The organism is Caulobacter segnis (assembly GCF_023935105.1).
Taxonomy (GTDB): domain Bacteria; phylum Pseudomonadota; class Alphaproteobacteria; order Caulobacterales; family Caulobacteraceae; genus Caulobacter; species Caulobacter segnis_B.
In genome coordinates, this window is sequence record NZ_CP096040.1 from 3,448,261 (window position 1) to 3,467,844 (window position 19,584).

A 19,584-nucleotide genomic window follows, 5' to 3' on the forward strand; every position below is an offset into this window, starting at 1 on the left:
ATGCGCGCCCTCCCCGCCCTGGGCCTCGTCGCGACGCTGCTGGCCAGCACGGCGCCCCTACAGAAAGTCTGGGCAGAGCCCGTCCGCTACACGATGACGGCGTTCACCAACGCCAGCCAGTCGAACATGAGCGTGTACGACTCGGCCGACGGCACGCGTTTCACGCTGAAGAAGCCGCTGGCCTATACGCCGCCCCAGGGCCTCATCCGCGATCCCAGCGTGATGAAGCATACGGACGGCTGGTACTACGTCGCCTACACCACCGGCTGGACTGGCGACACGATCGGCCTGGCCCGCAGCAAGGATCTGACCGACTGGACCTTCCTGCGCGACGTGAAGATCGAGGTTCCGGGCGCGACCAACGGCTGGGCGCCGGAGTGGTTCGTCGACCAGGACGGCGCGGTGAACCTGATCCTGTCGGTCTCGACCACCGGCATCGCCGGCCAATTCCAGCCCTATCGCATCACCGCCAGCGACGGTCCGCTGGCGACCTGGAGCGCGCCCAAGGTGCTGTCGGGCCTGGGGCCGAACTTCATCGACACCTTCGTGGTGCGCCAGGACGGCCAGTACCAGGCCTTCGCCAAGAACGAGACGACCAAGTACATCGAGCTCTACACGGCCCCGTCGCTGGATGGGCCGTGGGCGCCGAAGGGTACGGGCGACTGGGCTGGCTGGGGTCGCTACCTGGAAGGCCCGGCCATGAGCCGCACGCCCGACGGCGCCTGGCGGATCTATTTCGACGAGTACATGGCCAAGCGCTACTGGTACTCCGACAGCAAGGACGGCTTCAGGACCTGGAGCCAGAAGACTGAACTGCCTGAGCTTTCCGGCACGGTGCGCCATTTCACGGTGCTGAAGGAAGGCGGCGATCCGCCCGCCGTCGCCAAGCCGGCGCAAGCCCATCAGATCACCTGGGACAAGTACTCGCTGAAGGTCGATGGCCAGCGGCTGTTCTCGTGGGGCGGCGAGTTCCACCCCTTCCGCGTGCCCAGCCCGGATCTCTGGCGCGACATCCTCCAGAAGATGAAGGCCAGCGGCTACAACACGGTCGCGATCTATTTCGACTGGGGCTACCACTCGCCCAAGCAGGGGGTCTACGACTTCAGCGGCGTGCGCGACATGGACCGCGTGCTGACCATGGCCAAGGAAGAAGGCCTGTACGTCATCACCCGCGCCGGGCCTTACGTGAACGCCGAGCTGACCCGGGGCGGCTTCCCCGGCTGGATGGTCAACCAGCAGGCCCGCGCCCGCACCGACGCGCCGGAATACATCCAGGCCGCCGACGAGTGGCTGACCCGGATCAACGCCGTCATCGCCCGCCACCAGCTGACCACCGGCCAGGGCACGGTCATCGCCCACCAGATCGAGAACGAGCTGGACGTCGTCGGCGCGCCGCAGCAGCGCTACATGCAGTGGCTGTACGACAAGGCCAAGGCCGACGGGATCACCGTCCCGATCTTCCACAACGACAAGGGCCGCAACGGCTACTGGGTGCCCAAGGGCTCGAACGTGCCGGGCACGGTGGAAGGGCCCAACGACCTCTATGCCTTCGACGGCTATCCCGGCGGCAACTGCCGCGTCGACTCCAAGCCCGCCAATCCAGGCGTCGCGCCCGACTGGGGCATCTATGGCGCCAATGGCGCCAAGGGCGGAGCCCTGGCCAGCCCCAACACCCCCGGCTTCCTGGCCGAGTTCGGCGGCGGCTGGTTCGACTACTGGGGCAGCAATGGCGACTACGACTGCACCGCCATTCACCGGGGTGTGGGCTACCAGCGGGTGTTCTACGGCACGAACATCGCCAACGGCCTGACGCTGCAGAGCTTCTACATGACCTATGGCGGGACCAGCTGGGGCTGGCTGCCGGCGCCGGTGGTGTTCACCTCGTACGATTATGGCTCGGCCATCGACGAGGCGCGGGGGCTACGCGACAAGGCCCGGGTGATGAAGCAGATGGGCGAGTTCATCGCGTCGGTCCCCGACCTCACCCGCATGGACAAGGGCGAGGCGGTCGCTGTCTCGAACGACAAGGTCCGCGTCTATCACAACGTCAACGCCGAGACGGGCAGCCACCTCTATGTAGTGGTTCACAACCCCAGCAGCGCCACGGGCGACGAGGCCTTCACCTTCAAGCTGAAGACCCGCGATGGCGAATATGTCGTCCCCTCGCGGATCAAGGGCCAGGACAGCAAGATGCTGATGGCCAGCTACGACCTGGGCAGCCAGCGGCTGGTCTATTCGACCTCCGAGATCCAGACGCACCTGAAGTGGAACGACGGCGATCTGGCCCTGCTCTATGGCCGCGCCGGCGAGGCTGGCGAGACGGTGCTGCGCTACGCCAGTGCGCCGAAGGTCGAGGTGATCGAGGGCGAAGTGACCTCGGCCTTCGACGCGGCCAAGGGCGACCTGAAGCTGACCTACGCACACAAGGGTCTGGCCCGCGTACGGATCTCCGGCGGCGGGCGTCCGCCCCTCACCCTGCTGCTGGCCGACGCCGAGACCGGCCAGACCTTCTGGCGGCGTGAGAACGCCTTGATCCGTGGCCCTGGCCTGGTGCGTAGCGACGCCAACAAGGGCGGGGTTCTGTCGCTAACCGGCGACACCGAGACCGACAGCCCGCTGGAGGTCTTCGCGCCCAAGGCCGTGACGTCGCTCCGGTGGAACGGCGCCAAGGTCGCGGCCAAGGCGACCGCCTCCGGCAGCCTGCTGGCCGACAAGCCCCTGGCCGGTCCGAGCCCGGTCGCCCTGCCCGACCTGGCCCAGCTGACCTGGAAGACCGCCCCCGGCTCGCCCGAGGCGGATCCCAAGTTCGACGACGCCTCGTGGCTGAAGACCGAGGGTCGCCGCAGCGGTTCGACCGTGCGCGGCCCTACCGGTCAACCGGCGCTGGACATGAGCACCTACGGTTTCCACCAGGGCGACGTCTGGTATCGCGGCCGCTACCAGGGCCAGGCCGACATCGACACCCTGACCCTGCACTACGGGGCCGGCGGCGCGGGCATGCTGCAGGTGTGGCTGGACGGCCGGTTCCTGGGCGAGCACGAGTTGGACGGCGGCCTGCCCCGCCCGATCACCACGGGCGTGGCGACCTTCAAGCTGCCCGAGGATCTGCGCGGGACCGGCGAGCACGTGCTGTCGGTCATGGTGCGCAACAACGGCCACAACTGGGACCTCGACGCCGACGACTTCCACAAGGAAGCCCGCGGCCTGGTCTCGGCCTCGCTGTCGGGCCCGGCGTCCTACAGCTTCGCCGTGCCGATCGCCTGGAAGATCCAGGGCAACAAGGGCGGCGAGGACATCCAGGACCCGGTGCGCGGCAACGCCAACAACGGCGGCCAGTACGGCGAGCGCGAAGGCTGGCACCTGCCGGGCTTCCCCGATGCGTCGTGGACCAAGGCCGACATGGCCGCGACCACGCCCTATGCCGGGACAACCTGGTACCGCACCAGCTTCGACCTCAACCTGCCCCAGGATCAGGACACCACCCTGGGCCTGACCATCGGCGACCCCGACAAGCCGCGTTCGCCCAATAAGCGCTATCGCGTGCTGATCTTCGTCAATGGCTGGAACATGGGGCAGTTCATCGCCCATGTCGGCCCGCAGCGGACCTTCGTCCTGCCCAACGGCATCGTCGATCCGCGCGGCAAGAACACCATCGCCCTGGCGGTGACCAGCGACGGCGCCGCAGGCGACGCCCTGGAAGCCGTCAAGCTCGTCAACCTGCGGACCGTGCGCGGCGGCGTCCCCGTCGCCCGCGTGCCCGCCCCCGACTTCAAACCCTGATTACCCGACGACTGGAGACTACCGTGCCCAATCTCGCACACGGCATCGACGCCAAGGACATCAAGGCCAAGATCGCCTCGCTGATCAGCAATCTGGTCGACATCACCGACGAGACCGGCGAGTTCCTGCTGCGCCTGGACGACGGCCGGGTCATCGACACCAAGGGCTGGAACGACTGGGAGTGGACCCACGGCGTCGGCCTGTACGGCCTGTGGAAGCAGTACGAGATGCACGGCGACGAGCGCGCCTTCGACATCATGACCCAGTGGTTCGCCGACCGCTTCGAGGCCGGCACCCCGACCAAGAACATCAACACGGTCTCGCCGTTCCTGACCCTGGCCTACCTGTACGAGGCCACCGGCGATCACACCTACATCCCCTATCTCGAGACCTGGGCCGACTACGTCATGTACGAGGGGCCGCGCACCGAGGAAGGCGGCTTCCAGCACATCGTCTTCAACAGCGAGAACCCCCAGCAGCTGTGGGACGACACGCTGATGATGAGCGTGCTGCCGCTGGCCAAGATCGGCCTGCTGCTCGACCGCCCCGACTTCGTCGAGGAGGCCAAGCGCCAGTTCATGGTCCACATCAAGTACCTGGCCGACCGCAAGACCGGCCTGTGGTTCCACGGCTGGACCTTCCTGGGCCGCCACAACTTCGCCGACGCCCTGTGGGCGCGCGGGAACTGCTGGGTGACGATCGCCATCCCCGAGTTCATCGAGCTCCTGGACCTGAAGCCGGGCGATGGCCTGCGCGCTTTCCTGATCGACGCGCTGGAGGCCCAGATCAAGGCCCTGACCGAGTTCCAGGACGCCGAAACGGGCCTGTGGCACACGATCATCAACGACAAGACCTCGTACCTGGAAGCCTCGGCCACGGCCGGCTTCGCCTACGGCATTCTGAAGGCCGTGCGCAAGCGCTACATCGGCAAGGCGTACGAAGCCGTCGCCATCCGCGCCATCAAGGGCGTGCTGGCCAATATCGATGAGGCGGGCGAGCTGCAGCAGGTCTCGTTCGGCACCCCGGTGTTCGACACGATCCAGGGCTACAAGGACATTCCGCTGACCTCGATGCCGTACGGCCAGTCGCTGGCCATGCTGGCCCTGGGCGAGTTCCAGCGGGCCTTCATCTAACCCCCATCCGCATCACCCCGGTCCAGCCCAGCGCTGGACCGGCAAGGGGCGCCAAGACCCCACCTCGAAGGGAAAGACAAGCACATGGCCACCGCCGAAACCCGCAAACCCACCTGGGTCAACTATTGGGGCTGGGGCTCCGGCGACATGCTGGGGGCCGGCGCGCAGGCGGTGATCACCGGCTGGCTGGCCTATTTCTTCATCACCTTCTGCGGGCTGTCGCCGGTCGAGACGGGCCTGATCCTGGGCCTGCCGCGCTTGCTGGAAGCCATCACCTGCCCGCTGATCGGCTACGTCTCCGACAACCTGCGCCACACCTGGGTCGGACGGAAGATCGGGCGGCGGAAGATCTTCCTGATCATCACCATCCCGCTGCTGCCGGCCTTCGCGTTGATCTTCGTTTCGGGCCAGACCTTCGCCTACTACCTGACGACCTTCATCTTCTTCGAGTTCGTCTACACGATGTTCCTGATCCCGTGGGAAACCCTCGCGGCGGAAATGACGAAGGATTACAAGGAGAAGGCTAAGTTCGCCGGCGTGCGGATGATCATCGCCCAGAGCTCGGCGATCCTGGCTTCGTACCTGCCGACCCTGATCATCAACAATTTCGGCGGCAAGGATTCGCCCAACACCTTCCTGATCATGGCCGCGATCTTCGGCGTGCTGTTCAGCCTGGTGGTGACCCTGGTCGTCTTCCTGTCGTGGGAGCGCCCCTACACCGAGGCCGAGAAACTGATCCAGCCCGAGCCGATGGACTGGGGCAAGGCGGCGATGATCCCGGTCAACATGTTCCGCGACCTGTTCTCGACCCTGAAGATCAAGGCCTTCCGCCAGCACCTGTCGCTGTATCTGGGCGGCTACATCAGCCAAGACATCTTCAACACCGCCTTCCCGCTGTTCGTGGCCACGGTGATGGTCGGCTCGACCCTGATCATCTCGCAGCTGATGACCACCATGTACGTGGCCCAGTTGATCTCGGTGATGATCGCCATCCGGGTGATCATCCGCACCGGGCCGGTGGTCGCCTATCGCCTGGCGATCACCTCGGTCGGCGCGGCCCTGCTGCTGTTCCTTGCCTTCTACCTGATCAAGCCGGCGGGCTTCGCGCAGGGCGTCGCGGCGCTGAACGGCAACATCTTCGGCGGCGGGGCGCCGATCGCCGTGCTGTTCTGGCTGTTCGTGCCGATCATCCTGGCGGGCCTGGGACGTGGCACGCTGAACTTCGTGCCGTGGGGCGTCTACAACTATCTGCCCGACGTCGACGAGGCCGTCACTGGCCAGCGCCGCGAGGGCATCTTCGCCGGCGTCATGACCCTGACCCGCAAGGTCGCCCAGTCCGGCGCCATCCTGCTGACCACCACCCTGATCGGCATGGGCGGCTTCGTCTCGGCCGCCAAGGGCAAGCCGGTCATGCAGCAGACGCCGGAAGCCATCCAGGCCCTGGTGATGGTCATGGTCGGCGGGCCGCTGGTGGTGATGATCGTCGGCATGCTGATCTCGTGGCGCTTCCGACTGAACGCCCGCACCCACGCGGTGCTGGTCCACGAGGTCGAGCGCCTCCGCGCCGGGGCCACCGAGGCCGAGAGCGCCGACTCCAAGCAGATCGTCGAGGACCTGACGGGCTGGAAGTGGGAGCGGCTCTGGGGCCGCCACTAGGACCTCAGAGCCAACCGTTGGCGCGGGCGATCCGGCCCGCCTCCACCCGGTTGGCCGCGCCCAGCTTCTGGGCCGCTTCGGACAGGTAGTTGCGGACCGTGCCGGGCGAGAGGTCCAGCACCTCGGCGATATCCTTGTTCGAACGCCCCTCCTCGGCCAGGCGCAGGATCTCGCGCTCGCGGTCGGTCAGCGGATCGGGCTGGGCGTCCCAGACCGCCTCGGACAGCTCCGGGGCGATGGCTCGTCCGCCGGCGGCGATGGTGCGCACGGCGGCCGCCAGCACGCTGCTGGGGCCGTCCTTCAGCAGATAGCCCTTCACCCCCGCGTCCATCGCCCGCCGCAGATAGCCGGGCCGGCCGAAGGTGGTGACGATCAGCACCCGCGTCGCCAGGCCTTCGGCCTTCAGCCGCCCGGCCACGTCGATCCCCGTCAGGTGCGGCATCTCGATGTCGGAGATCAGGACGTCGGGCTTCTCGGACTGGACCAGCGCCAGGGCCTGGGCGCCGTCCGCCGCGCGGCCGACCACCTGGATGTCGCCCTCCAGCTCCAGCAAGGCGCTGAGCGCGCCCAGCACCATCTTCTGGTCTTCGGCGATGACGACACGGATCACGAGGCGGGCTCCACAGGCGCGATGGCGACCAGGCGCGTGCCGCTCTCGTCCGACACGACGTCGAGGTCCCCGCCGATCGCCGAGAGGCGCGTGCGCATGCCCTTCAGGCCCGAGCCCTCGACCAGGCTCCCGCCCCTGCCGTCGTCGACGATGCTGAGGGTCAGGGCCACCGGGCTGGGCGCCACCCGGATCTGGCAGCGCGTCGCGCCAGCATGGCGGATGACGTTGGTGACGGCCTCGCGCAGCGCCATCGCCAGGACAGCCTCCTGCCCCGGATGCCCCTGGATCTCGGCGGAAGAGATCTCGGCCTGGATGTTGGCGGCGGCCAGGGCCGTCCTGGCGCGCTCCAGCTCGGTGGTCAGGGAGGCGCCCTTCATCCCGACCACGGCGGTGCGGACCTCCGACAGCGCTTCGCGGGCGGCGGCGGCCACCGACTGCATCTCGCGCTCGGCGGCAGCGGCGTCGCGGCTGACCAGCTTGGCGGCCAGCTCGGCCTTCACCGCCACGAGGGTCAGGGTGTGGCCCAAGAGGTCGTGCAGGTCGCGGGAGATCCGCTCGCGCTCGGCCATGGTGGCCAGGGCGCGGACTTCCTCATGAGCGACGGCCAGCTCCTGGTTCTTGCGCTCGACATCGGCCTGCATCAGTCCGGCGAAGCCCGTGATGCCGCCGAACAGCACGCCCGAGGCCCAGACCGGCCAGTTGTAGTTCAGGAACAGCGGCCCCATGGCCAGCAGCAGCAGCTCCATGCCGACCATGGTCCGCACCGCCAGCCGCCGGGACGGCAGGCGCGCGGCGAACGACATCGCGTAGATCGTGTAGACGCTCCAGCCGACGTTGAACCGCGACAGCGCCACCCCGATGCAGAAGATCGCCAGCACGTGCCACAGGGTGGGACGCCCGCGCCGGACCCAGATCCAGTAGAACAGGCCCACGAACGCCGCCATGCCGGCGACCGAGGCGACGATCTCCAAGGTCCCTGGCCGCCGGAACAGCCAGGCGATGAAGTAGAACGGCAGGTACGACAGGAAGATCAGGCTCCAGCGGCGGCGGTTCAGGCCATCCGCCAGCGGCGCGCTGTTCGCCTCGTCCTTGCTTCGACTCGTGGTCGCCGGGTCCATGGGGGCGATGTCGCGCGCCAGGCTCGTCAGGGTCAAGCCGCCTGCCTCCGCCAGGCTGCCCAGGTGCCGGCCACGGCGGCCAGGCTGATCGCGGCCAGGACCATCACGTGGCGCTGGACGTCGGCCATCGGCGTCATGCCCGACAGCATCATCGACAATCGGCCCAGGTGGTACGACGGCGTCAACTCGGCGAGCTTGACGATCCAGCCCGGCATCAGGTCCAACGGCACCCACAAGCCGCCGAACAGGCAGAAGCTGAGGAACAGCAGATTGGCGACGGCGGTCGCTCCCTGAGAGCCCAGGCGCAGGCCGATGTTTAGGCCGATCAGGGCGAAGGGAATGGCCGAGGCCAGCCCCAGCCCCAGGGTCGCGGCCCAGCGCCAGGGGACCATCACCACCCCACCGAACCAGGCCAGCACGCCCAGCAGGCCGATGGCGGTGGCGACCAGGGCCAGGGCCGCGACCAGGCGTCCGGCCAGGTAGCCGCCGGCCGGCAGCGGGGCGATCTGCTTCAGCTCGATCAGCTTGGCCTCGCGCTCGGCCGCGACGGCCGCGCCGAAGCCAAACATGGCCGGCGCGATGGCGGCGAAGATCACGTAGTTGGCCAGCATGACATGCGCGATCTCCTCGCGCCCCTTGCTGAGGCCCAGGCCGATGACGCCATAGAACAGCAGCGGCAGGGCCAGGCTGGGGATCAGGAACTGCGGGGTGCGCCAGGTCGAAACGATCTGGGCGCGGGCTTCACGGGCGTAGACGGCGAGCGTGTGCATCTCAGGCGACCTCGGCTTGACGGGGTTGGCCAGGCGCGCCGGCCTGGACGAGACGGGTGACGGCGTCCTCCAGCGAGGCCCCGGCGACGGTCAGGTCGTCGACGGTCTCGTCGCGAACCAGAAGTTCGCGAAGGGTGGCCGGGGCGGACGTGGTCAGCAGCGTGATCCTGCCGCCGTCGCGGCTGACGCCCGTGACCCGCGCCAGGCCCGCCAGCTCGGCGTCGGATAGGCGCGTGCGGCAGCGGATGGCGACGCCGGAGACCCGGGCCTTGATCGCCTCGGGCGAGCCGTCGGCGATGACCTGGCCGTGGTCGATGACGACGATGCGGTCGGCCAGGGCCTCGGCCTCGTCCAGATGGTGGGTGGTCAGTAGCACCGCGCAACCGCGAGCGATCTCGGCGCGGACGGCGGTCCACAGACCGCGACGGGCGTCGATGTCCATGCCGGTGGTGGGTTCGTCCAGCACCAGGAAGTCCGGACGGCCGGCGATGGCCAGGGAGAACTGCACGCGGCGCTGCTGGCCGCCCGACAGCGCCCCGCAACGGCGGCGCTCCAGGCCGTCGAGGCCGGCCAGGCGGACGATCTCGTCCAGCGGACGCGGCGTCTTGTAGTAGCCCCGGAAAAGATCGACCTGCTCGCGGACGGTCAGGGTGCGCGGCAGGCCCGCCTCCTGCAGCATGACGCCCATGCGGCCCCGGCCGGCGATGTCGCGCGGATCGCCGCCGAACAGCGCGGCCTCGCCGGCGTCCGGCCGCAGGCGGCCGGTCAGCAGGGCGACACTGGTGCTCTTGCCCGCGCCGTTCGGTCCCAGCAGGGCCACGCACTGGCCGGGGCGGATGATCAGGTCCAGGCCGTTCAGGGCCAGGGTCGCGCCTCGGCGTTTGACCGCCTTGGACAGCGCCGCGACGGGCAATGGCAGATCTGGCGGCGCGGGATTGGATGACATGGTTGGCTCCCTCGATGTGGAGCCAACATGACCACCTGCCCGGTGGCGCATCAGTGCCGGGCGTCATCGGCCCGACATGACAAACGTCACCCCCGGTGTCAGGCCGCCGCGTTCCAGGCCTTGGTCATCAGGGTGACCGGCGAGAAGTCCCCGAATTCCCAGCGCAGCGGCAGAGCCGCCGCGCGGCGCCAGGCCCTTTCTGGCTTGAACCGCCACTGGCGCTGGACGCCTTCGGGCCAAGACTGGCCGGTCGGCGGATCCCAATCGATCTCCACCCGTCCTTGCAGGTGCAGCAGATCGCCGGTGTCGAAGTCGACGAACAGCAGCGCCGCGCGCGGGTCGGCCACAAGATTGCCCAGCGTGTTGAAGAACCGGTTGCCGCGGAAGTCCGGCACGACCAGCTCGCCGCCCACGACCTTGACGAACCCCGGCAGCCCGCCTCGGTGCGAGATGTCGACACCGCCATTCTCCACGCCCGCCGCGCCCGACGCCGTGGCGACGAAGAAGGTGTCGGCGTCGGCGATCTGGACCAGGACCTCAGGCGCGTCGACGGCGACCGTCTCGGCCTGAACCGTGGACGCCGGCGCGCTCTCGACGGCGCGGGTCTGGATGTATTGCGGGCAGTTGCCGAAGCTTTGCAGCACGTTGAGGCGCAGACCCCCGGCGTCGGCGGTCTCGATCACCCCGTTGGCGCGGTTGCGGCGGCGGGTCGCGAAGTCCAGGCCCAGCGCGCCGAACGGTCGGCCGGCGCGAAAGGACTCATGACCCGGCTCGCCCTCGCGCGGCGTCGCCGAGATCATCAGTGTCGTCGGGTCTGGGCTGGAGATGAACCCCGGCTGGCCCGTCAGCACCGTGGCCACCGGCCACCCCGCCTCGTCCACCGTGGCGATGAACAGATACGGCAGCAGCCCGAAGAAGTCCCGATGCTGGTCGGGCATGAACGGCCGGATGCCGGTCATGCCGGGCGCGTGCAGGCCCGCCCGCGCCTGGGCGGCCAGTTCGCCGCCATGGAATGGCTGGTCCATCTCAGACCCCCTCGTATTCGGCGGCCCTCGCCTGGGCGAGCTGGACGAAGTCCGGCATGGGCTGGAACCATGGCTGGGCCTCGACCCGCGCCAGCCAGGCCCGCACGTTCGGATAGGGATCAAGCGACACCCCGCCTTCCGGCGCATGGGCGACATAGCTGTAACAGGCCAGGTCCGCGAGCGTGACATAGTCGGCGGCCAGGAAGGTCCTATCCGCCAGATGGTCGTCCATGAAGATCAGGACCCGGGCGGCGATCCGCGCGGCGCGCGCCGGATCGTCGGGCAGGCCGAACAGGGCGATCATCCGCGCCACCGCCGGGCCGTGCATGACCTCGCCGGCCGCGATCGACAGCCAGCGCTGCACCGAGGCCGCCGCCGCCGGCTCCTGCGGCAGCCACGGCCCGTCCGGGGCGTAGCGGCGGGCCAGGTAGACAAGGATGGCGTTGCTGTCGGCCAGGGTCAGGTCGCCGTCCTGCAGCACCGGGATCTGGCCCAGCGGATTGCGGGCCAGGAAGGCTGGCGAGGCGCGGACGTCCTTCGGCGCATCCGCGAACACGTGGCGCAGGCCCAGGGCGTTCAGCATCAGGGCCACTCGGTGGGTGTGCCCGGACAGGCTCGTGCCGTGCAGGACAATGGCGGCCATGGCGGATCTCCGACGCTTCGAGACGCACGCATATTGGCCATTGCGCCCGCCGCAATGAATTGAGCAAATCCGCAATATATTTTTCCAATTTACGGAATTCCGAATGGATCGCCTCGACGAGCTCTCCCTGCTGGTGGCGGTGATCGACGCGGGAGGCCTGGCCGCGGCGGGACGGCGGCTGCGGCGTTCGCCCGCCGCCATGACCCGCGCCCTGGCGGCGCTGGAGGAACGCGCCGGCGCGCGACTGATCGAGCGGACCACCCGACGCCTGGCCCCGACCGAGGCCGGCCGCGAACTGGCCGACCGGGCCCGCCGCCTATTGGCCGATTACGAGGCGGCTCTGGAAACCTCCGCGCCCGACGCCGTGCGCGGCCTGCTGCGCGTCACCGGTCCCACGGTGTTCGGCGGCCGCCACCTGGCGCCGATAGTCAACGCCTTCCTGGACCAGCATCCCGACGTTCGGGCCGACGTCACCCTGCATGACCGCAATCTGGACCTGATCGACTCCGAACTGCATGTGGCGCTGCGGATCGGCGCGCTGGCCGACTCCAGCCTGGTGTCGCGGCGGGTCGGCGCCATACGCCGGGTCACCATCGCCTCGCCCGACTATCTGGCCCGGTTCGGCGAGCCGAAGACGCCGGCCGATCTCGCGCGCCACCAGACCGTCCTGACCACGGCGGTCTCGGCCACGCCGGAGTGGCGGTTCGAAGCCGGCGGCCGGCCCCGCGCCGTGCGGCTGGATCCGCGCCTGCGGGTCAACGATGTCGAGGCCGCCCTGGCCGCCGTGCTAGCGGGCCAGGGGATCGGCCGCGCCCTCTCCTATCAGGTGGCCGACGAGCTGGCGGCCGGACGACTGGTCCGCCTGCTGCCCGATTTCGAGCCGCCGCCGCTCCCCGTCCAGCTTCTGACCGCCGGCGGCCGCTTCATGGCGCCGCTGGTGCGGGCGTTCCTCGATTTCGCCGCGCCCCGACTGGAACGTTTGGCCGTCCTGCGCGAGACCTGACCCAGCTTCGTTTCCTCGGAGCCCCCGCGCCCGCTCGGCGTTGATGCCTCGCGTAACAACGAGGCAGCGTCATGAGCAGCTCTTCCTTCCGGCGGGACACGATCACCCGGCCGATCTTCCAATGGGCCAAGGGCGTGCTGCCCGCCCTGTCGGAAACCGAGCGCGACGCCATCGAGGCCGGCGACACCTGGTGGGACGCGGCGCTGTTCACCGGTGACCCCGACTGGGACGAACTGCTCGCCTTCCCCAAGCCGACGCTGACGCCCGACGAGAAGGCCTTCATGGACGGCCCGGTCGAGACCCTGTGCGCGATGCTCGACGACTGGCGCATGACCTGGGAGACCCGCGACCTGCCGCCCGAGGCGTGGGACTTCCTCAAGCGCGAGAAGTTCTTCGGCATGATCATCCCGAAGGAGCATGGCGGCTTGGGCTTCTCGCACCTGGGTCATGCCGAGATCGTCCGCAAGATCGCCACTCGCTCGACCTCGGCGGCGGTGACGGCGATGGTGCCCAACTCCCTGGGCCCGGGTGAACTGATCCTGCGCTTCGGCACGAAGGAACAGCAGGACTACTGGCTGCCGCGCCTGGCCGACGGGCGCGAGATCCCGGCCTTCGGCCTGACCAGCCCCGAGGCCGGCTCCGACGCCTCGGCGATGAGCGACGAGGGCGTGGTCTGCCGGGGAACATGGAAGGGCGAACAGGTCCTGGGCGTGCGCCTGAACTGGCACAAGCGTTACATCACCCTGGGGCCGGTCTGCACGGTGCTGGGCCTGGCCTTCAAGCTGCGCGATCCCGACGGCCTGCTGGGCGGCGACGAGGACGTCGGCATCACCTGCGCCCTGGTCCCGACCGATACGCCAGGCGTCAGCATCGGCCGCCGCCACCTGCCGGCCTTCCAGACCTTCCAGAACGGACCGAACTGGGGCGAGGACGTCTTCATCCCGTTGGACCTGATCATCGGCGGCGCCGAGCGGGCCGGCCAGGGCTGGAAGATGCTGATGACTGCCCTGGCGGCCGGGCGCGGCATCTCCCTGCCCGCCATGTCCGGCGCGGCGGCGGCCTACAGCGCCTTGACGACCGGCGCCTACGCCCGCGTGCGTCAGCAGTTTGGCATCGCCATCGGCAAGTTCGAGGGCGTGCAGGAGCGCCTGGCCCGCATCGCGGGCAACGCCTACCTGGTCGACGGCGCGCGGCGGCTGACCTGCGCCGGCCTGGACATGGGCAAGCATCCCTCGGTGATCTCGGCCCTGCTGAAGTCCGGCGCGACCGAGCGGATGCGGGTGGTCGTCAACGACGCCATGGATGTCCACGGCGGCAAGGCGATCATGGAGGGTCCGCGCAACTACATGGGCAGCCAGTACCGCGCCGTGCCGGTCGGAATCACGGTCGAGGGGGCCAACATCCTGACCCGCAGCCTGATGGTGTTCGGCCAGGGCGCGATCCGGGCGCATCCGTACATGCTGCGCGAGATCCTGGCCCTGGGCGAAACCGACGAGTCCAAGGGCCTGGCCGATTTCGACGCGGCCTTCTGGGAGCATGTCGCCCATGCCCTGCGCAACGGGATCAAGGCCACGGCCCGCGCCTGGACGAACGGCGCCCTGTCGCCCGCGCCGGACGCCGGCCGCGCCAGCCGGTTCTACCGCCAGCTGGGCCGATACAGCGCCGCCTTCGCCCTGACCTCGGACATCGCCCTCCTGACCCTGGGCGGCGCGTTGAAGCGCAAGGAGATGCTGTCGGCCCGCCTCGGCGACATCCTCTCCGAGATGTACTTCCTGTCCGGCGCGCTGAAGCGCTGGGAGGACGAAGGCCGGCAGGACGCCGACTTCCCGCTGCTGGACTGGTGCGCCCAGACGGCCTTCGCGACGATCGAACAGCGCTTCGACGAGATCTTCGCCAATCTGCCCAACCGCCTGGCCGGCTGGCTGCTGCGGGCGGCGGTCCTGCCGTTCGGGGTGCGCCGTCGGGGGCGCCGGACCGCGTCACCCGCGCCTGCGCCGACCTGATCCTGCATCCCTCGCCCACCCGCGACCGCCTGGTCGAGGGCGTCTATGTCGGCGGCGAGGACGAGGCGATCGGCCAGCTGATCGACGCCTTCGAGCGCGTGGTCGCCACCCAGCCGATCCACGACCGCCTCAAGGATCAGGGCGTCCGGAGCTGGAAGGAAGGCCTGGACAAGGGATTGCTCACGCCCGAAGAGACCAGCGCCCTGGCCGCCGCCGACGAGGCCATCGCCAAGGTCATCGCGGTCGATGACTTCGCGGCCGAGGAGCTCGTCACCCGCGACGCCACGCCCATCCAGCCGCGCGCGCCGGCCAAACCGGCTCGCGCGGCGGCGACCGCCGAACCGCGGATCGACCGCGAACCGCGCGCGTTCGGCGACGAAACGCCCTACCCCGCCTGACAAACACTGCCTTGGAGCCAGCGCTCGGCCCGCTGTAGAACAGCGGTACGGCGCTGAGTCTCCGGAAGGTCGGTGGGTCCATGCATACGCAGAGAATTCTGGTCACGGGCGGGGCGGGCTTCGTCGGCTCGCATCTTTGCGATCGCCTGCTGGAGTCCGGCGCCGAAGTCCTATGCGTGGACAACTACTACACCGGCTCGCGCCTGAACGTGGCCCGGAACCTCTCCAATCCGCGCTTCGAGCTGCTGCGGCATGACGTGACCATGCCGCTGTATGTCGAGGTCGACCAGATCTACAACCTGGCCTGCCCGGCCAGCCCGGTGCACTACCAGTTCGACCCGGTGCAGACGACCAAGACCAGCGTCCACGGGGCCATCAACATGCTGGGCCTGGCCAAGCGCGTGAAGGCCAAGATCCTGCAGGCCTCGACCTCGGAGGTGTACGGCGACCCGACGATCCACCCACAGGTCGAGAGCTACTGGGGCAACGTCAATCCGATCGGCATCCGCTCGTGCTACGATGAGGGCAAGCGCTGCGCCGAGACCCTGTTCTTCGACTACTGGCGTCAGCACAAGCTGCGCATCAAGGTGGCCCGGATCTTCAATACCTATGGCCCGCGCATGCACCCGAACGACGGGCGCGTGGTGTCGAACTTCATCGTCCAGGCCCTGAAGGGTGAGGACATCACCCTATATGGCGACGGCAACCAGACGCGCTCGTTCTGCTATGTCGACGACCTGGTCGACGGCCTGACCCGGCTGATGAACACCGGCGACGACGTCACCGGCCCGATCAACCTGGGCAACCCGGTCGAGTTCACGATGCGGCAGCTGGCCGAGCTGGTGCTGGAGCTGACCGGCGGCAAGTCGGCGCTCGTCCACCGCCCCCTGCCCTCCGACGACCCGCGCCAGCGCCAGCCCGACATCACGCTGGCCAAGCAGCACCTGGACTGGACGCCGACCGCGCCGCTGAAGGTCGGGCTGATGAAGACGATCGAGTATTTCGACGATCTGCTGAAGGTCGCCTAGCCCTTCGGTCGGCTGCGGGGTGACAAACGTCACCCCGAACGCGTGACCCCCGGCACTGCACCGCTTCGAGTCGCTCCGGCAGGTTCCTCGTCAACAGAGGAGACCTTCCATGACCTTCCCGACCCGCCGCGTCGCCCTGCTGGCCGCCACGGGCCTGGCCGCGATCAGCGCCGCCGCCAACGCCCAGACGGCGACGACCTCTTCCGCTCCGGCCAAGAAGGAGCAGTCCACCCAGGTGCAGGGCGTCACCGTCACCGCGCCGGGCGCGCAGGACATCAAGACCTCGATCGACCGTCGCAGCTACAGCCTGGGCAAGGACCTGCAGGCCACGACCGGCTCGGTGGCCGACGTGCTGCGCAACGTCCCCTCGGTGCAGGTCGACGTGCAGGGCAATGTCAGCCTGCGCGGCGACAGCAACGTCACCATCATGATCGACGGCAAGCCCTCGGGTATGTTCAAGGGCGAGAACCGGGGTCAGGTCCTGCAGCAGATCCCCGCCAGCCAGTTCGAACGGGTCGAGGTGATGACCAACCCGTCGGCCGCCTTCAGCCCCGAGGGCACGGCCGGGATCATCAATCTGATCACCAAGCAGCAACGCGGCGTCGGCACGACCGGCTCGGTCCGCGCCAACATCGGCACCGGCGGGCGCAAGAACGGCAGCGTCACCCTGGCCCGCAACACCAAGCGCCTGACCCTGTCGGGCGACGCCGGCTGGCGGCGCGACAAGGCCAAGGGTGAGATCACCGACGACCGCCAGCGCCTGGACGCGCTCAGCGGCAAGTACGCGACCAGCCACCAGAAGATCGGCTTCACCAGCCGGGGCCAGTCGTACAACGCCCGCGCCGGCGTCGACTACGACCTGGACAAGCGGACCCGCCTCAGCGCCGAGGGCCGCTACAACCAGGTGATCTTCCGCTCGGACGCCGGCTCGGCCTACGAAGGCCAGGACATCAACGGGGCCCCCATCGCCCGCTTCCAGCGCGTGGGCGACGGCGAGATGAGGCGTTCGGTGGCCGGCCTGTCGGGCGATCTGCGCCGCAAGCTGGGCGGCGAGGACCACGAGTTCACGCTGCATACCAGTCTGGAGCGCACCCGCGACCGCCAGATCACCCTGGCCGACGCCTTCACCCAGCTGCCGACCGTCTCGAACTATGTCGAGCGCGTCCGCGTCGGCGACGAACTGATCCAGGGCCGCCTGAAGGCCGAGTACAAGAAGACCCTGGCCGGCGGCGCCAAGCTGGTCGCCGGCTACGAGCTGCAGGTGGACGACAACGACTACGACAACTACGGCGCCCGCGGCCCGAACCTGGGCGCGCTAAGCGTCGATCCGTCGCTGACCAATCAATTCAAGTACGACCAGACGGTCCACGCCGCCTATGTCACCTACAATCGCGCGTTCGGCGACTGGACGGTCATGCCGGGCCTGCGTGTGGAGGAAGTGACCATCGACACCAACCAGGTGACCTCAAACCTGAAGGACAGCTACGACTACCTGCGCGTCTATCCGTCGCTGCACGTGCAGTACAAGCTGGGTGACACCCGCCAGGTCAACGCCAGCTACAGCCGCCGCATCCAGCGCCCGGCGGCGGGCGACCTGAACCCGTATCGGATCTATCAGGACCCCTACAACTACCGTCAGGGCGACCCGCGCCTGAAGCCCCAGACCACGGACTCGTTCGAGGTCGCCTACCAGACGCGCAAGGGCTACAACTACTACCTCGGCACCCTCTATTGGCGCGAAGCGCGCGATGGCGTCACCGATGTGGTCCGCGACCTGGGCGGCGGCGTGCTGCTGACCACCAAGGCCAACCTCGCCAAGAGCCGCGCCGGCGGTCTGGAGCTGGTCGCCAACGCCCGGATCACGCCTAAGGTCTCGTACACGATCAGCGGCAGCGCCGCCTGGAACGAGATCGGCGCCACCGACTTGGGCTTCGCCGACAAGCGCTCGGCCTGGACGGTCTCCGGCTATGCGGCGTTGAACGTGCAGGCCACGCCCAAGGACTTCGTCCAGATCAGCGGCTTCGCCATCGGCAAGCGCCTGACGCCGCAGGGCTATCGCGAGCCGACGGGCATGCTGAACCTGGGCTATCGCCACAAGTTCAACGACCGCCTCTCGGGCGTCGTCACCGTCCAGGACGCGCTGAAGACCTTCGGCGACAAGCTGGTCATCGACACCGTCGCCCTGAAGGATCGCCGGACCATGGACCTGGACCTGCGGGCGATCTTCGTCGGCTTCACCTATGGCTTCGGCGGCCAGGGCGTCCTGAACCCACGCCGCCCGCGCGAGCCAGCCTTCGACTTCCAGCCGCCGGCGGGCGGTGTGGGCCCGATGTAGGTTCCGCTACGGTCTCCAACCCTTGAGCAGGTTGGAGACCGTGTAGGCCTTGGCCTGCCCGGCGGGCAGTTGGCGGCGACGGCCGGACGGCCTGCCCGCCCCCGGCCCTCGACTGGCGTATTCGAACAGGCGCGCGTCCTCGGGCTGGTACATGGCCCGACGCCCGCCCTTCAGATTGTAGTGCATCGGGTACCAGCCCTCGGGGACGATGTGGTCGTCCATCCAGCAGCGCACGAAAGCGGCGTGGCCCACCGCGTCCGGATTGCCGTAGCGGCCGTCCGGGAAGGTCATGGTGTGTCGCCACGGCCGCCCCAGCGCCATCGTGTGCCGGGGCATGTCCGGGTCCCGCGTCAAGCGGCAATCCAGGAAGACCAGACCGTAGGGCTGGCGGCGGTCGGTGTCGGGGGCGGCGATGAAGCCGTGGAAGTCCTTGCCCGGCCGGGTGCGCGAGCGGATCTCGCAGCGGTCGAACACCGCCACGCCCCGGCCGTAGATGAAGTCGACGCAACCGCTGATGAAGCAATTGCGGAACAGGCTGCGGCCGGCGTCGGTGAACAGGGTGTCCTGCCAGCCGGTCAGGGCCACGTCCTCGAAATAGGCGCGGTCGCTGCCCTCGCCCAGCTTCAGCGCCGTGGCCTGGGCCCCGCTGGCGCCGGTGCGGTCGTAGTCGACCTCGGCCGGCATGTTGTGCGGATAGTCGAAGTCGTTGGCGATGGTCAGGCGCTCGGCGCGGAAGCCCGGCGCCAGCACGGTCATGGTGGCGATCTCGGACGGACCGCCCGGCCGGTTGCGCCCTGCGGCGTACTCGTTGAACACGATCACGCTGGCCGCCCGGCCCTCACCCACCAGGTGGACGTTGGGCTTGGTCACCGTCACCTGCTCGCGCCAGGTCCCCTTGGGCACAAGGATGCGGAAGGGCTTGTCGCCGGACGCCGGCGCGGCGGCCAGGGCCTCGCCCAGGGTGGCGAAGCTGCGCGCGGCGCGGGGGTCGGGCTTGTCGGAGAGAACGGCGTCAAAGGCGGCGGGCTTGGCGAAGGCCGGCGCGGCCGTCAGGCCCGCGAGGCCGGCCAGCACCACCGATCGGCGATCGGGAAATCTGGACATCGGGAGCCTGTAAAGAGAAGCGGCGCGGCCCC

At 68.9% G+C, this 19,584-nt stretch carries 13 protein-coding genes and 1 pseudogene; 7 read left to right on the top strand and 7 right to left on the bottom strand.

Features of this window, described 5'->3' with window-relative positions; genetic code table 11:
- From MZV50_RS16140 to MZV50_RS16150, 3 genes are all read left to right on the top strand, one after another.
- Window positions 1–3,780, top strand: coding sequence for a beta-galactosidase (locus MZV50_RS16140; protein WP_252630324.1), 3,780 nt, complete (start codon window positions 1–3; stop codon window positions 3,778–3,780).
- 23 nt (window positions 3,781–3,803) lie between these two features.
- On the top strand, window positions 3,804–4,913 hold the full coding sequence (gene bglB / locus MZV50_RS16145) for a beta-galactosidase BglB (RefSeq protein ID WP_252630325.1): 1,110 nt from the start codon (window positions 3,804–3,806) through the stop codon (window positions 4,911–4,913).
- Between the two features lie 84 nt (window positions 4,914–4,997).
- The gene (locus MZV50_RS16150) at window positions 4,998–6,569 is read left to right on the top strand and encodes an MFS transporter (RefSeq protein WP_252630326.1); all 1,572 of its coding nucleotides are present in this window, start codon (window positions 4,998–5,000) and stop codon (window positions 6,567–6,569) included.
- A gap of 4 nt (window positions 6,570–6,573) precedes the next feature.
- Here MZV50_RS16150 and MZV50_RS16155 read toward each other — a convergent pair whose 3' ends face one another.
- Genes MZV50_RS16155 through MZV50_RS16180 form a run of 6 tightly spaced genes read right to left on the bottom strand, consistent with a single transcriptional unit; the run spans window position 6,574 to window position 11,681 of the window.
- Complete coding sequence (locus tag MZV50_RS16155) at window positions 6,574–7,179, bottom strand: response regulator transcription factor (RefSeq protein WP_252630327.1); 606 nt, start codon at window positions 7,177–7,179, stop codon at window positions 6,574–6,576.
- Window positions 7,176–8,333: a sensor histidine kinase gene (locus tag MZV50_RS16160; RefSeq protein ID WP_252630328.1), complete on the bottom strand. Its 1,158-nt coding sequence runs from the start codon at window positions 8,331–8,333 to the stop codon at window positions 7,176–7,178. The genes MZV50_RS16155 and MZV50_RS16160 overlap by 4 nt, the downstream gene beginning before the upstream one ends.
- A complete protein-coding gene (locus MZV50_RS16165; RefSeq protein ID WP_252630329.1) occupies window positions 8,330–9,067 on the bottom strand; it encodes an ABC transporter permease in 738 nt (245 codons plus the stop codon). Before MZV50_RS16165 ends, MZV50_RS16160 begins: the two co-directional genes overlap by 4 nt.
- A gap of 1 nt (window position 9,068) precedes the next feature.
- Complete coding sequence (locus MZV50_RS16170) at window positions 9,069–10,064, bottom strand: ABC transporter ATP-binding protein (protein WP_436792181.1); 996 nt, start codon at window positions 10,062–10,064, stop codon at window positions 9,069–9,071.
- A gap of 47 nt (window positions 10,065–10,111) precedes the next feature.
- Window positions 10,112–11,038, bottom strand: coding sequence for a pyridoxamine 5'-phosphate oxidase family protein (locus tag MZV50_RS16175; protein ID WP_252630331.1), 927 nt, complete (start codon window positions 11,036–11,038; stop codon window positions 10,112–10,114).
- 1 nt (window position 11,039) lies between these two features.
- Window positions 11,040–11,681 carry a glutathione S-transferase gene (locus MZV50_RS16180; protein ID WP_252630332.1) on the bottom strand — a complete coding sequence of 214 codons (642 nt, stop codon included), beginning with the start codon at window positions 11,679–11,681 and terminating at the stop codon, window positions 11,040–11,042.
- 103 nt (window positions 11,682–11,784) lie between these two features.
- Here MZV50_RS16180 and MZV50_RS16185 point away from each other — a divergent pair, with 103 nt between their 5' ends.
- The 4 genes and pseudogenes from MZV50_RS16185 to MZV50_RS16200 all read left to right on the top strand — a co-directional run bounded on the left by MZV50_RS16185 (window position 11,785) and on the right by MZV50_RS16200 (window position 18,448).
- On the top strand, window positions 11,785–12,684 hold the full coding sequence (locus MZV50_RS16185) for a LysR family transcriptional regulator (protein ID WP_252630333.1): 900 nt from the start codon (window positions 11,785–11,787) through the stop codon (window positions 12,682–12,684).
- 71 nt (window positions 12,685–12,755) lie between these two features.
- Window positions 12,756–15,085 (top strand): annotated as a pseudogene (locus tag MZV50_RS16190) (acyl-CoA dehydrogenase).
- An 80-nt stretch (window positions 15,086–15,165) separates the two neighbouring features.
- Window positions 15,166–16,113, top strand: a complete 948-nt coding sequence (locus MZV50_RS16195; protein ID WP_252630334.1) for a UDP-glucuronic acid decarboxylase family protein — start codon at window positions 15,166–15,168, stop codon at window positions 16,111–16,113.
- Between the two features lie 109 nt (window positions 16,114–16,222).
- Entirely contained in the window at window positions 16,223–18,448 is a 2,226-nt protein-coding gene (locus MZV50_RS16200) for a TonB-dependent receptor domain-containing protein (RefSeq protein ID WP_252630335.1), read from the top strand.
- A gap of 6 nt (window positions 18,449–18,454) precedes the next feature.
- On the opposite strand, the gene MZV50_RS16205 is transcribed toward MZV50_RS16200, so the two are convergent.
- The gene (locus tag MZV50_RS16205; protein ID WP_252630336.1) at window positions 18,455–19,552 is read right to left on the bottom strand and encodes a pectinesterase family protein; all 1,098 of its coding nucleotides are present in this window, start codon (window positions 19,550–19,552) and stop codon (window positions 18,455–18,457) included.
- Between the last annotated feature and the right edge of the window lie 32 nt (window positions 19,553–19,584).